This window comes from uncultured Aquitalea sp., from assembly GCF_945957525.1.
Classification (GTDB): Bacteria; Pseudomonadota; Gammaproteobacteria; order Burkholderiales; family Chromobacteriaceae; genus Aquitalea.
Genome location: NZ_CAMFLA010000031.1, coordinates 19,413 through 33,229 on the forward strand (window position 1 = coordinate 19,413; position 13,817 = coordinate 33,229).

The 13,817-nt window shown below is 63.5% G+C and carries 14 protein-coding genes; 1 reads left to right on the plus strand and 13 read right to left on the minus strand.

Translation table 11 applies throughout. The features are described 5' to 3' along the window. Positions 1–28 precede the first annotated feature (28 nt). The 13 genes from Q0P52_RS19065 to Q0P52_RS19125 all read right to left on the minus strand — a co-directional run bounded on the left by Q0P52_RS19065 (position 29) and on the right by Q0P52_RS19125 (position 12,459). Positions 29–1,084 carry a glycosyltransferase family 4 protein gene (locus Q0P52_RS19065; protein ID WP_293766311.1) on the minus strand — a complete coding sequence of 352 codons (1,056 nt, stop codon included), beginning with the start codon at positions 1,082–1,084 and terminating at the stop codon, positions 29–31. Beyond that, the gene (locus Q0P52_RS19070) at positions 1,081–2,307 is read right to left on the minus strand and encodes a DegT/DnrJ/EryC1/StrS family aminotransferase (protein WP_293766310.1); all 1,227 of its coding nucleotides are present in this window, start codon (positions 2,305–2,307) and stop codon (positions 1,081–1,083) included. The genes Q0P52_RS19065 and Q0P52_RS19070 overlap by 4 nt, the downstream gene beginning before the upstream one ends. Continuing rightward, positions 2,301–2,804 (minus strand): acyltransferase, encoded by a 504-nt coding sequence (locus tag Q0P52_RS19075; RefSeq protein ID WP_293766309.1) that lies wholly within the window; start codon positions 2,802–2,804, stop codon positions 2,301–2,303. Before Q0P52_RS19075 ends, Q0P52_RS19070 begins: the two co-directional genes overlap by 7 nt. Continuing rightward, on the minus strand, positions 2,797–4,086 hold the full coding sequence (locus Q0P52_RS19080; RefSeq protein ID WP_293766308.1) for a lipopolysaccharide biosynthesis protein: 1,290 nt from the start codon (positions 4,084–4,086) through the stop codon (positions 2,797–2,799). Before Q0P52_RS19080 ends, Q0P52_RS19075 begins: the two co-directional genes overlap by 8 nt. After that, complete coding sequence (locus tag Q0P52_RS19085; protein WP_293766307.1) at positions 4,083–5,186, minus strand: DegT/DnrJ/EryC1/StrS family aminotransferase; 1,104 nt, start codon at positions 5,184–5,186, stop codon at positions 4,083–4,085. The genes Q0P52_RS19080 and Q0P52_RS19085 overlap by 4 nt, the downstream gene beginning before the upstream one ends. Positions 5,187–5,252: 66 nt before the next feature. Continuing rightward, on the minus strand, positions 5,253–5,819 hold the full coding sequence (locus Q0P52_RS19090) for an acyltransferase (RefSeq protein ID WP_293766306.1): 567 nt from the start codon (positions 5,817–5,819) through the stop codon (positions 5,253–5,255). A gap of 23 nt (positions 5,820–5,842) precedes the next feature. After that, positions 5,843–6,379 carry a DUF4337 domain-containing protein gene (locus tag Q0P52_RS19095; RefSeq protein WP_293766305.1) on the minus strand — a complete coding sequence of 179 codons (537 nt, stop codon included), beginning with the start codon at positions 6,377–6,379 and terminating at the stop codon, positions 5,843–5,845. Positions 6,380–6,512: 133 nt separating this feature from the next. Continuing rightward, positions 6,513–7,577, minus strand: a complete 1,065-nt coding sequence (locus Q0P52_RS19100; protein ID WP_293766304.1) for a Gfo/Idh/MocA family oxidoreductase — start codon at positions 7,575–7,577, stop codon at positions 6,513–6,515. A 73-nt stretch (positions 7,578–7,650) separates the two neighbouring features. Then, positions 7,651–8,955, minus strand: a complete 1,305-nt coding sequence (locus Q0P52_RS19105; protein WP_293813832.1) for a nucleotide sugar dehydrogenase — start codon at positions 8,953–8,955, stop codon at positions 7,651–7,653. A gap of 214 nt (positions 8,956–9,169) precedes the next feature. Then, the gene (locus tag Q0P52_RS19110; RefSeq protein WP_293766277.1) at positions 9,170–9,970 is read right to left on the minus strand and encodes a polyamine aminopropyltransferase; all 801 of its coding nucleotides are present in this window, start codon (positions 9,968–9,970) and stop codon (positions 9,170–9,172) included. Next, positions 9,960–10,940 carry a tRNA 2-thiocytidine(32) synthetase TtcA gene (gene ttcA, locus Q0P52_RS19115; protein ID WP_293766278.1) on the minus strand — a complete coding sequence of 327 codons (981 nt, stop codon included), beginning with the start codon at positions 10,938–10,940 and terminating at the stop codon, positions 9,960–9,962. The genes Q0P52_RS19110 and ttcA overlap by 11 nt, the downstream gene beginning before the upstream one ends. Before the next feature lie 236 nt (positions 10,941–11,176). Next, complete coding sequence (locus tag Q0P52_RS19120; RefSeq protein WP_293766279.1) at positions 11,177–11,926, minus strand: pteridine reductase; 750 nt, start codon at positions 11,924–11,926, stop codon at positions 11,177–11,179. An 11-nt stretch (positions 11,927–11,937) separates the two neighbouring features. After that, on the minus strand, positions 11,938–12,459 hold the full coding sequence (locus tag Q0P52_RS19125) for a hypothetical protein (RefSeq protein WP_293766280.1): 522 nt from the start codon (positions 12,457–12,459) through the stop codon (positions 11,938–11,940). A gap of 60 nt (positions 12,460–12,519) precedes the next feature. Between Q0P52_RS19125 and Q0P52_RS19130 the strand changes: the two genes are divergently transcribed. Continuing rightward, positions 12,520–13,674: an SAM-dependent methyltransferase gene (locus tag Q0P52_RS19130; protein ID WP_293766281.1), complete on the plus strand. Its 1,155-nt coding sequence runs from the start codon at positions 12,520–12,522 to the stop codon at positions 13,672–13,674. The last annotated feature ends 143 nt before the right edge of the window (positions 13,675–13,817 follow it).

A 13,817-nucleotide genomic window follows, 5' to 3' on the forward strand; every position in this document is an offset into this window, starting at 1 on the left:
TTCCTATCCAGGGCCTTGTCCCTCTTATTCACAGCTCGCCATACAAGGCGGCGAAGCGGCGCATATTACTGTCATGCAACGCCTTTTGCGCCACCAACTGGCGGTTGGTGGCGGCGATGACCGCCAATTGCGCGTTGTCGTCCGCCTGCGTCATGGCGTCCATCAGGCTGTCGCCCAAGCGGTGCATGTCTTCCACGATCACGCCATTGAGGCCGTCTATCACCCATTCACCGTTGGCAGGCAGGTTGGACAGCACCGGCAGGCAGCCGTGACCCATGGCCTCCAGCAGGCTGATGCTGGTGGCGTCGGAGCGGGGCACGCTGACAAACAGGCGGGAGCGTGCGTACAGGCTGCCCAGCACCGCCGAAGAGACGAAGCCGGTAAATTCGACCCGCCGCAAACCCAGCCGCTCGGCCATGGTCTTCAGACTGTCGGTGGACTCTCCGCTGGCCGCCACGGTCAGCGACCAGTCGTCAAACCGCCCGGAAGCCTCCACCAGCGCCCAGGCTTGCAGGATGACGTCGATGCGATACAAGGGTTTGTGCAGGCGGCAGGACAGCACCTGTTTGTGCTTGGAGGCCATATCCGGGAGGGGCGGCAGGCTGTCCATGCCGAAATTCAACACGCTGATGCGGCAGTCTTCGCCGGCCAGCTCGCGAATGCGCGCCGCCATGTACAGCGAGTCGGACGTGATCAGCCGCGCGGCCTTGAGATTGTCGCTCACCATGCGCCGCATCAAGGCGTTGCTGTCCGGCAGCAACAGGATGTCCGAGCCCCAACACGTCAGCACCATCGGCGTCTTGCTGCCTTTCAGCGCGCGGCGCGCATGCCAGGCCACGCTATTGGCCTGATGCACATGCACCGCATCGGGCTGCGCTTCGGCCAACAGGCGGCGCAGGCGAGCGGCGGTGCCCAGCGCCTTGAGGCCGAAATCCACCCGCAGTACGCCGCGCAGGTTGGCGGGCCGGCGCTCGGCCGGCACCTCGCCGTTGCTGGCCAGCCAGATCTCGTCCACATGCGGAGCGATGCCGGCTAAATAGCGCCAGGTGTGCACGGAAGCGGAGCCGATCAGTAACAGCTTCATGCCTTGTTTTCCTTCAACAAACGCGTGAGCTCGGCAGTCAGCCGGCGCAGGCGGGCCGTCAACGCGGCATTGTCGGCCACTGCCACATTCATCGGCAGATTCAGCACCGTGGCGGCCAGTCGCTCGCCCTGCGGCGCATCGCCGGCCTGATAACCATGCCGCCAAGAACCGGCCGGGTGAATCACATCGTCGAACCACACGCCGATGTTCAAGCCGCAAGCCTGGCTCAAACGCCGCGCCACAGCAGCCTTATCGGCCACCGCCATCGGCAGCGCGAAAGGGTAACGCACCCAATGGCAATCGCCTGGGGCAGCCTCCTGCCACAGCCGGATGCCGGGCACGGCGGACAGCGCCGCACGATAACGGTCGGCCAGGGCCCGTTTGTGCGCCAGAATGGCCGGCAGATGGCGGAGTTGTTCTCGCACCAGCACGGCGGACAGCAGCGGCATGGCGCGCACGGGATGCGGCGCGCCTTCGCTCACTTCGGCGTCGGATGAACGGTAAATCAGCCCAAGGCGGCGATACAGCGCCAGCGCCAGCCGGCCCAGCAGCGGCCAACGGGCGGAAAGCAAATGCCCCTTGAGCGTGGCCAGCAAACGCCATTGGTCAAGGCAGCTTACCTCCGGCAGGTCTCGCGCCGGCGCAGTCATGCCGGCCGGGAAAATCGCCAACCCGCCAATGCCGCCACTGAGATTCTTCGAATACTCGAAACTGAAAAACGCCCCGTCGTGCCCCGTTCCCAGCATGGTGCCCTGCTGGCGCGAGGCAAAGCCATGGGCGGCGTCGTCGATGAAGGCCACTTTCGGCCAACGTTGGCGCAAGTCGGCCGGCACGCCGCAGGCCAGACCATAATTGTGCGGCACGATGACAGCGCGCACCGCCGGCGTCAGCGCCTCCTCCAGCATTGCCCAGTCAAAGCCCAGCGTTTGGGCGCAGACATCGACAAAGCGCACTGTCGCGCCCAGCGCCGGAATCTGGTTGGGCACCACCACGCAGGTATAGGCTGGCACGATCACTTCGTCGCCCTTCCCCACACCCTGAGCCGACAGCAAGTCGCGCAAGGCGGCGCGACCGGTGTCGTACAAGCCGATGCGCGAGACATCCACGCCAAACAGCGCCGCCAGTTCGGCGCGCAAGACGGCGCGCTGGCGGCGGCGGCCCGACAGCATGCCGGGCAGCGCGCGGGTGAGTTGCCACAGGGTGAGGGAGTTGGCGGTCAGCATAGGGGCTTTACCTTGAGGGCGGGGATGCCGGCATACAACCAGCCGCTTTCCAGCTGACCCTTGACCATGCTGCCGGCGCCCACCACCTCGTTATCTTTGATCACCGCGCCGATCAGCACGTTGTCGCCGATGCTGATGTCGCCATCGACGTAATAGTCAGAAAAAGACACGTCGATCGACGCTTCCGGAATACCGTTGCCATGGCAGGAGAACATGCAACACGGCCCGATGGCGACGTTGTCGCCGATTTCCAGGCGATTGTTGGCGATCAGACAGTAATGATAGGGCGCCAGATGGCTGCGCTTGCCCACGCGGAAAAAGCCGCGTTCGCCCAGCAGCACATCGCCGCCCCAGTAAAGGCGGGCATGTTCGCCCAGACAGACGCCCTTGAGACGATTGATGCGGGTTGTCAGATTGACGCGCACGGTGGATGCGAGGCAAGCACTGCGAAAACACAAAAAGTGGGCTCGCACCCACAGGAAGATTCCTTTAAGCACGGAGGTTCTCCAGCCGGCGACACAAGCGGAACACCCAGACGATATACACGATGTAATAAACCGATACCGTCACGGACAAGAGGCGAAACACATGATGCGCCTCCTCTCCTTGCCAATAGACCACGCCCAGCGAGCCGAGATTGACCGCCACGCCCAGCAGGGCGAACAGCAGCGATTGCCGCTGTCGCGACAAGACCATCGGCACCATGAAACAGGGCGCGGCAAGAAACATGCAGAAAAAAGAAGGCGTCAACATCCCGGCGATGCGGCCCGCGTCGCGCCATTGTTCACCGAAGGCCAGCGCAAATAGCGGTTCGCCCCAGACGGCAATGACGACAAAAGGCAGGAAGGCGATGCCGCCCAGCACCAGCAAGGCCTTTTTGAGCAGCGGGCGCAGGCTCTGGTTCCTGGCGTGGGCTTCAGCCAGGTCGCGATACAACACCTGCGACACCGCCTGACCCAGCAAGGCGGCGGGCAGCTTGAGCACGCGCACCACCAGCCCGTAATGCCCCATCATTTCAGACGTGGCCAGGACGCCCAGCAGCTGGATCATCAAGGAATCCTGCAAGGCCACGACAAAGGCATGCGGCGTATTCACCAGAGGAAATTCGCGATAACGCCGTACGACCAGCGCCATGCCGCCGGCGCGGGCAGTGCGCCACCAACCGGGTACAGAGCGCCAGTCGGCGCGGCTTTGCACCAGCCAGGAAGCGCCCTGCCCCGACAACTGGGCCAGCATCAAACCGAGGGCGCCGAGTTTACCGAAGCCGGCCGCCAGCTGGACAACGATCAGTGTCGCCGATTGCCCCATGCGACCTTGCGCATTGGCGGCATAGCGACGCTGGCGGTTGTTCCAGTTGGTCCAGATCTGATTATTGGCGGCCAGCCAGATGCCCAGCGGCAGCAAGGGCAACCAGGGCGCCATCTCCGGCGCGTGCAGCCAGCCGGCGATCTGCGGGCCGATGGCGAATACCGGCAGGCACAGCACCAGCATCAACAAGGTATTGAGCGCCAGCGCCAGCACCATCAACCGGCTGGCGTCCGCCTCGTCCTCGGGCAGCACCACGGCCATGTCGTAGCGCCAGGTGGCGATCACCACCAGATTTGACAGCCAGGCGACAAACTGCGTCAGCGCGCCGAAATCGGCAGGCGTGTAGAGCCGCGTCAAAAGCGGCGTAAACAGCACAGGGAAGAACTGCGCCACGGCGGCCCCGCCGGCCAGCGTGGCGACATTGCGGGCAAAACCGCCCGCTGTCAGCCTGCGCGCGAGCGTGCTGATCACGCTTGCGCCAGCGCCTGCTTCACGGCCGCCACGATGGCGTCCTGGGTGGCTTCATCCAGGAAGGGGTGCATCGGCAGGCTCATCACGCGACGGCCGGCGGCCTCGGCGTGCGGGAAACTGCCCTCGCCCAGCCCCAGATGGGCGAAGGCCGGTTGCAGATGCAGCGGAATCGGGTAATGCACCGCGGTGGGCACGCCGGCTTCCTGCAAGGCTTTCTGCACCGCTTCGCGCTGATCCACCTCGATGGTGTACTGAGCGTAAACGTGGCTGTTGCCTTCGGCGATCACCGGTACGCGGGCCACATCTTGCAGCAAGGCGCTGTAGCGCGCGCCAATGCGCTCGCGCGCCGCCACTTCGTCGGCGAAGCTCGGCAGCTTGGCCAGCAATACCGCAGCCTGGATGGTGTCGAGGCGACCATTGAGGCCGATCACCGGGTGATGGTAGCGGCGGTCCTGTCCGTGCAGGCGAATCTCGCGCATTTTCTTCGCCAGCTCATCGTCATTGGTGAAGCAAGCGCCACCGTCGCCATAGCAACCCAGCGGCTTGCTGGGGAAGAAGCTGGTGCAACCGATAGTGGACAGGTTGCCGGACTTCTTGCCGTGCTGGCTGGCGCCAAAGCTTTGCGCACCGTCTTCGATCACCGCAATGCCGTGCCGGGCGGCAATGGCGTTGATGGCGCCGAAGTCCGCGCACTGACCGTACAGGCTCACTGGCATGATGGCGCGGGTGCGCGGAGTGATGGCGGCTTCCAGCAGCGCCGGGTCCAGGTTGTAGCTGACCGGATCGATATCCACGAACACCGGCGTCGCGCCCAGCAGGGCGATCATCTCGCCGGTGGCGATGAAGGTGAACGGGGTGGTGATCACCTCGTCGCCGCGACCCACGCCCAGCGCCATCAGCGCTATCAGCAGGGCCTTGGTGCCGTCGCATACGCCGATGGCGTGCTTGACGCCGGCGTAGGCAGCCAGCTGCTGCTCCACCTCTTTCACTTCCGGGCCCATGATGTACTGGCCGTGATCCAGCACCGCGTGGATGCGGGCGTCGATATCGGCTTTCAGATGCTGGTACTGCGCTTTCAGGTCGATGAACTGGATGCTCATGGAAACTCAATCCTTGCTGGTGCGGCGGCCGGATTTGCGCTCAGCCGCCGGAAAAAAGAGGCGGACTCAGCGCGGCGAACAGTGATTGCCGCCGATTTCGTAAAAGCTGTCGCAGGCGGCGCAGGCATGCGTGCCGATGTCGTTCGGCAAACGTTCGCCGCAGGCGCACATCCAGCCGATGCGGCGCGCGGGCGTGCCCACCATCAGGGCATAGGGGGCCACATCCGCGGTCACCACCGCGCCGGCGCCGATAAAGGCGTATTCGCCGATGGTGTGGCCGCACACCACGGTAGCGTTGGCGCCGATGGTGGCGCCGCGCTTCACCACGGTGCGCCGGTATTCATGCTTGCGGCTGACGTGACTGCGCGGGTTGTTGACGTTGGTGAACACCATGGACGGGCCGCAGAACACGTCGTCTTCCAGCGTGACGGCATCGTAGATGGAAACATTGTTCTGCACCTTGACGTTGTCGCCGATGACCACGTCGCCGGCCACGAACACGTTCTGGCCGAAGGAACAACGCTCGCCAATCTGCGCGCCGTTGCAGATGTGCGCCCAGTGCCACACGCGGGTGCCGGCGCCGATGACTGCGCCGTCGTCAACGATGGCGGTGGGGTGAACGGTGTATTGCATGCTGCCAGATCCTTAAATCAGATTCAGTAAAACAGGAAGAACCCGTCGGCGAACCAGAACAGGCCCAGAGCGGCCACCGGCAGGGCGGCCAGCCACACTTGCTTGCGTTTGAACAGGCCGGCGATGGAAGAAATCAGGATCGCCACCTGCAGGAAAATCACTGCCATGCCGAAGGGCTTGCCTTGCCGCTGCGCCAGATCACGCTCCGCCTCCAGCTTGCGGGCCGCCTGTTCAATATCCTTGCGCTCCGCCGCATAGCGGTCGGCGCGCTGTCCGGCCTTGTCGATGGCTGCGCGATAGCGACCGCGGGCCGCATCGCCCGCCTGCGCCGGCAGGTTGTCCAACTCGAACTGAAGCCGCTCCCGCTCCATGTCGTACAGATTGCCCTTGATGCCCTTGGCCTGGTAGTACGCCCACTGATCGGAAGCCTGCGCCTGCGCGATCACGCTGCGGGTGGAAAAGCCGCCGCCCTTGAAGGTGGATAGCGTGGCGCAGACGGCGAGAATCACCGTGGTCAGCGCCAGGTAGTTGAGCCAGGGGTCTTTCTTTTCTTCTGTCATTAGTGTCTTGTCAGCCGTCGCGCCACGGTGACCGGACGCGACCGCGGATAACCAGGCCGGAATCCATCACGATGTCGCGCTTCTGCGGCGCACCTGTCGCAATGGTTTCCAGCCGCTGCAGGTTGAATCGGGATCAGTAATCCAACGGCAGGCTGACGCGACGACCGTCGCGGGCCGACAGGTACATGGCGATGAGCAGCTCCAGCGACTTCAGGCCTTCGCGACCATCGGTTTCCGGCTCGGCCTTGCCCTGCATCACATTGATTACGTTGTCGTAGTACAGCGGATGACCAAAGCCGTACACGCTGGTGGTGGCGTAGCTGGCGTTCTTGATCTCTTCGTCCATCGCGTGGCCTTCGGCAAACTCCCAGTGCTGGATCTCGTTCACCGCGACGCCGCCGACGCGCACACTGCCCTTCTCACCCAGAATCGTGATGGAGCCTTCCAGGTTCTTGGGGTAAGTGAGCATGGTGACATTCATGCTGCCCAGCGCGCCGGAGCGCCATTTGACGCTGACAGTGCCGGTGTCTTCCACTTCGATGTTGCGCGCCAGCGTGGCCGTGTAGGCCTGCACGCTTTCCACCGGGCCGATCAGCCAGTCCAGCAAATCCACATAATGGCTGGCCTGGTTCATGAATGCGCCGCCGTCGAATTCCCACGTGCCGCGCCAGCCGGCCGCATCGTAATACTCTTGCGGGCGGGTCCAGAACACGTTGACGTTCACCATGTAAATCCGGCCAAAACGCTTTTCGGCTACCGCGCGCTTCAGCAGCTGCAGGGTGTCGTTGCGACGGTTTTGTTTCACCACGAACAGGCGCTTGCGGGCGCGATCGGCGGCTTTCACCATGGCAAGGCCATCTTCCCAGCGGGTGGCCATCGGCTTTTCCGTCATCACGTGAAAGCCGGCTTCGGAACACTCGATGCTCTGGGCCGGATGCAGGCCGGAGGGGGTGGTCAACACGATGATGTCGGCGTTGGTGCTGGCCAGCATGTCGGTGAGATTGCCGTGGCCGCGCGCGCCGGTGCGCTCGACGGCGGCCTTGAGGGCGGCCGGGTCAATGTCGCAGACATCCACCAGCTCGGCGCGGTCGGCGTGCTTTTCCAGCGAGCCGAAATGGTTGTTGGCGATACGGCCGCAACCTACCAGCGCGAAACGGATCTTGCGGTCGGTAATGGCGACATGATGTACGGTTTGCATGGGTTCTTCCCTTGTCTTTCAGAACGGCAAAAGGCGACCCCTGGGTCGCCCACTTGCAGTCAGGTCGCGGCGCTCAAGCCTTGACGATGTGATCGGCCGGTTCCAGATACTTGCCGCGGCTGTCCACGATCAACTGTGCATGCTGTTTCAGCTGCGCGTAGTCGAACTTGTCGTGGTCGGTAGCCAGCAGCACGCAATCGTAGGCGGCGATGCTCTCTGCGGTCAGCGGCACGCTGGACAGCTCGAAGTGGTGCTCGCGCATCTTGGGGAACACCGGCACGTGCGGATCGCTGTAGGACACGTCCGCGCCCAGATCGCGCAGTTTTTCCATCAGGAACACCGACGGGCTTTCGCGCATGTCGTCCACGTTCTTCTTGTAGGCGATGCCCAGCACCAGCACGCGGCTGCCGTTGATGGCTTTCTTGCGCGTGTTCAGCGCGGCGGCCACCTTGCTCACCACCCAGTCCGGCATATTGCTGTTCACTTCGCCTGCCAGCTCGATGAAACGGGTATTGACGCCGTATTCGCGGGCTTTCCAGGTGAGGTAGAACGGGTCGATCGGGATGCAGTGACCGCCCAGGCCCGGGCCCGGATAGTAGGGCACGAAGCCGAAAGGCTTGGTGGCGGCGGCGCGGATCACTTCGTGAATGTCGATGCCCATGCGGTCGGCGACGATCTTCATTTCGTTGACCAGGCCGATATTGACCGCGCGATGAATGTTTTCCAGCAGCTTGGTCATTTCAGCGGCGCGGGTGGAGGACACCGGCACCACTTTATCGATCACCGCGCCGTAGAGCGCCACACCGATTTCCTGGCAAGCCGGGGTCACGCCGCCGCACACCTTGGGAATGGTGCGGGTGGTGAAATTCGGATTGCCCGGGTCTTCGCGCTCCGGCGAGAACACCAGGAAGGCGTTGTCGCCCACCTTCAGGCCGCGCGATTCGATGCGCGGCAGCAGTTCTTCGTCGGTGGTGCCCGGATAGGTGGTGGACTCCAGCGACACCAGATGGCCTTCGCGCAGGAAGGGCACCAGGCTGTCGATGGTGTTGAGCACGAAGCTCAGATCCGGCTCGCGGTATTTGTTCAGCGGGGTCGGCACGCACAGAATCAGGGTGTCGGCTTCCGGCGCGCGGGAGAAATCGGTGGTGGCTTCAAAGCCGCGGGTCAGCGCGGTGGCGATACTGTCGCCGGAGATGTGCTCGATGTAGCTCTTGCCGGCCATCAGGGCGTCGACCTTGCTCTGGTCGATATCGAAGCCCAGCACTTTGTAGCCCACTTCGGCAAAACGCAGCATCAACGGCAGGCCGACATAGCCCAGGCCCACGATGCCGATGACGGCGGATTTGTCCGCAATACGGTTAAGCAGTTGCTGCTTGATCACGATGGTAGTCCCAACAAAATGAAAATCGCGGAGAACCGGCGTCGGCCCGCCCTCCTGTAACTCTTGCCCAGCCAGGGCTGCGAGTCTGCGCTCGCCCGACCCGCTGTTCGCTGATCTTGCTCAAACACGGCGCACTGGCCGCGAAGGCGCACATTATACGCCTGCGCGGGGGGCCGTTGGCGTTACCAAACGTGACAACGCCGGACGGATTTCACACCACCAGATGCCCCGCCGTGCTCTGGTTGGTCATCTTCAGGCGCTGCACGAACTCGCCAAACTCCAGGCCGAAACGGCCTTCCAGCTCGTCAGCGCGTTTTTTCAGCGCCTCCCACTGGGTGAGCGTCGGGCTCTGACGGAAAGCCATCACCGCCACATTGCCGTGGCTGGCGGCCGGCAGTTCGATGACGCGGCCTTCAAACACCGTCAGCAGGCGGTCGATGAAGGCGTTGTAGCGCTTGTCTCCGCTCCACCAGTTGGCCACGAACACCCCCTTGGGGCTGAGCGCGTTGCGGCAGTCATCGAAAAACGATTCCGTGGTCAAGGCGTCGACAATCTGCAGGCCGTCAAATCCGTCCACCAGAATGGCATCGGTGGAGCCGCGGAAAATCTTCACATAGTCCGCGCCGTCGGCCTCGACAATCTCGAAGAAGTCGCCTTCTTCGGGCAACTCGAAATAGGCGCGCGCCACGGCGATCACTTGCGGGTTGATATCCACCGCCACACTCACCGCGTCCGGCAGGTATTCGTCAATGAAGCGGGCGAAAGAACCGCCGCCAAGCCCGATTTGCAGGATGTGGCGCGGATCGTCGTTGAACAGCAGAAAACCCATCATGGCGCGACTGTAAGACAGCACCAGATCTGCCGGCTCGTCCAGGCTCATCGAGCTCTGGATGGTTTCCGAGCCCAGATGCAGGGAGCGAATGCCGTCCGCTTCGGAAATTTCCACTTCCGGCATGTCTGCCACGGCGCCGCGCACGCGGCGGCGGAACGGATGCAAAGCCTTACGCGCCACAGCTGCCCTCTCCCGCCGGTTTGCGTGAATCCAGGATGCTGATGGTGCGGCGGCGCGGCGCTTCGGCCAACCCTTCGCCGTCTTCCGTCGGCGGCGTCGGATCGCGGAATTCTTCCTTGTCGAAAGCGGTATCGCCGCCTTCATAGGGGTTTTCACCGGTCTTGAGGCCGACAAAATCAAACAGGCCGGTATCGGCCAGATGCGAGGGCACCACGTTCTGCAAGGAGCGGAACAGGGTTTCCACCCGACCCGGGAAACGACGATCCCAATCGTTGACCATTTCCTTCACCACCTGCCGCTGCAGATTGGGCTGCGAGCCGCACAGATTGCACGGAATGATGGGGAATTCGCGCAATACGGCGTAGCGTTCGATGTCCTTCTCGCGGCAATAGGCCAGCGGGCGGATCACCATGTGGCGGCCGTCGTCGGACACCAGCTTGGGCGGCATGGCCTTGAGCTTGCCGCCGTAGAACATGTTCAGGAACAGAGTATGCAGGATGTCGTCGCGGTGGTGGCCCAGCGCAATCTTGGTGGCCCCCAGCTCGTCGGCCACGCGGTAGAGAATGCCGCGGCGCAAGCGCGAGCACAGGCTGCAGGTGGTTTTGCCTTCCGGCACCAGCCGCTTGACAATGGAATAGGTGTCTTCTTCGACGATGCGGTATTCCACGCCGATGGACGCGAGGTAGCCCGGCAACACGTCTTCCGGGAAGCCCGGTTGTTTCTGATCGAGATTGACGGCAACGATGGAAAAATCGATGGGCGCGGATTTTTGCAGGCCCAGCAGGATATCCAGCAGGGTGTAGCTGTCCTTGCCGCCCGAGAGGCAGACCATGACGCGGTCGCCCTCTTCGATCATGTTGAAATCGTTGATGGCGTCGCCCACATGGTGGCGCAGCCGCTTGGCGAGTTTATTGCCTTCAAAGACGGCTTTTTTGGCCTTCTCGTCGAGCACGGCGTTCTGTTCGGACATGAGGTACGGCTAAGAAATTGAAAAACAGGCGATTTTACTGTTTTTCCCCGTCGAAATCCATGCGAGATTCACGCTGATCGGGCGGGCGATGACGCCGGTCTGCGGCGTCTGGCCATGCCGGCGCGCGCTGGGCGCAGCGGACAAAACCACCCGGTGAAGCCGAGCCAAGGCGCGCCAATGCCGGCAATAACCGGCGAGCGACAGGCAGACGCAAGGCCGGGCAGGGGAGACCGGCCTTACAGCACGATGCTGCGACCGCCATCCACCGGCAGGATCTGCCCGGTAATGTAATGGGCGTCCAGCAACAGGAAAGCCACCGCCACCGCCAGATCATCCGGCACGCCGGTGCGTTGCAGGGGAATGCTGGCTTCGATGGCGGCGCGCTCGGCGACGTCAAAAGACGCTTCGCTCTCCGGCCACAGATTCACGCCCGGCGCCACGCCGTTGACGCGCACCTGCGGCGCCAGCTCAATGGCCAGGCTGCGAATCAGCTGGGCATGACCGGCCTTGGCCAGGTTGTAAACCAGATGCCGCTTCATCGGTCGGTCCACATGGATATCGGCAATGCCGACGATCGCGCCGCGCCGGCGTTGCAATTCCGGCGCCAGCGCCTGGCTGAGAAACAGCGGCGCCTTGAGGTTGCTGCCCATCAAATCCTGCCAGGCCGCCTCGTCCACCTCGCCCACTTCCGTCGGAAAAAAGCTGGACGCGTTGTTCACCAGGCAATCAATGCGTCCGAACGCCGCCAAGGCGTCTTCGGCCAACCTTGCCACGGCCGCCATATCCAGCAGATCAGCCTGCGCCAGCGCCGCAGAAGCCGGTCGCTTGGCATTGAGCTCGTCCGCCAAGGCCTGCGCCTCAGCCGCCGAGCCGCGGTAATGCAGCACCACGCGCAAACCGCGCTCATGCAGCCGGCGGGCAATGCCCGCGCCCACGCGCCGCGCCGCGCCAGTAACCAACACCACCCGTTCTTCACGAATGTCCATCGCCGCCTCCGTCAACCCGCGCTCAGACAAGGCGCCAGCGTTGGCTGCCAGCCGGCGCGATCGGGCAGCGGAAACCGCGCCTGCAACTGTCCCTGGCGGCGCGTGGCGCCGTCCACTTGCAGCAGCAGCGCCATATGCGGCGGTTGCGCCAGCGTCAACAACTTGCCGTCGCTTTCCCAACCGATGACAAACTGGCTCGCCGTGGCGTACCAGCCGGCAAAATGTTGCTCCTCCACCTTGCGCAAGCCTTCCAGCTTGAGCTGCAATTTGCGCTTTTCACCCAGACCGCCCGGGCCCTCGAAAGGTTTCGGATCCCACTTGAGCCCGGCGGGCAAAGCCATTTCCAGCCTCAGCTTATGGCCGCCGCCCAGGCAAGCCAGCTTCAATTCGACAGGAAAGCGCTGGCGTACCAGCACCAGCTCGCCCTTGAACGACACCTCCGGCTGCGCCGGCGGCGCAACGCTCTCCCCTTCGGCCAACGCCAGCGCAGGCATCAGCAAGACAAACGCCATACCACGGTAAAATCGGTTCACCCTCTTCTCCTTGGACGCGGTTTCGCCCACAATCGCCGCACATTGTAGCAGGATGCACCCATGACCACCCTTCCCGCCCCCAGCGCCGACGCGCTGGCCACCAGCCAGGCTCTCTGTCGGCGCATTGCCGACGCCATTCGCGCCGAAGGCGGCTGGATTCCCTTTTCCCGTTATATGGAGTTGGCGCTGTACGCGCCAGGCCTGGGTTACTACTCGGCGGGCAGCTGCAAGCTGGGCAGCGCCGGGGACTTCACCACCGCGCCGGAGATGTCGCCCTTCTTCGGCCGCACGCTGGCCCGCCAGCTCGCGCAGATCCTGCCGCAAACCGCCGGCGACCTGTACGAATTCGGCGCCGGCACCGGCAAGCTCGCCATCGACATCCTGACCGAGCTGGAACGGCTTGACGCGCTGCCGCGGCGCTACGTCATCCTTGACCTGTCGGCCGACCTCATCGAGCGCCAGCAAAGCGCCATCCGTGCAGCGCTGCCGCACCTGGCCGCTCGCGTGGTGTGGCGCGACAGCCTGCCGGATCAGATTGACGGCGTCGTCATCGGCAATGAAGTGTTGGACGCCATGCCGTGCGAGCTGCTGCACTGGACGCCCCAACCCATGCTGCGTGGCGTGACGCTGAACCCTGAAGGCGGCTTCCAATGGGAAGACCGACCGCCTACCGATACGCAACTGATCCGCCTGGCCGCCGACACCGGCGTTAACGACAGCGACTACACCAGCGAAATCAGCCTCGCCAATCGCGCCTTCATCCACACGCTGGCGTCCCGCCTGGCGCGCGGCGGCATCATCCTCATCGATTATGGCTACCCTGCGGCGGAGTACTACCATCCGCAACGCCATATGGGCACACTGATCGGCCATTACCGCCACCACACCGTGGACGACCCCTTCTATCTGCCCGGCCTGATGGACCTCACCTGCCACGTGGACTTCACCGCCATCGCCCAATGCGGCATCGACGCCGGGCTGGACCTCATCGGCTACACCACCCAGGCGCAGTTCCTCGTCAATGCCGGCATCACCCGGCTGCTGCAAGAACTGGACGCCGCCGACAGCGCCAGCTACCTGCCGCAAGCAGCCATGGTGCAGAAACTGCTGTCGATGCAGGAAATGGGCGAACTCTTCAAAGTGATCGGCTTCGGCAAACAGGTGGATATCCACTGGCAAGGCTTTCTGGATGGCGACCGCTGCCATACCCTGTGACGCCCTGCTCAAAAGCCGGAGATAGTGGTTGACAGGGTAAAAAACGCTGCGTATAGTTCGCCACTCGGTGTGAACGCATCGAAAATGTGGCGAATTAGCTCAGTCGGTTAGAGCGACGGAATCATAATCCGCAGGTCCGGGGT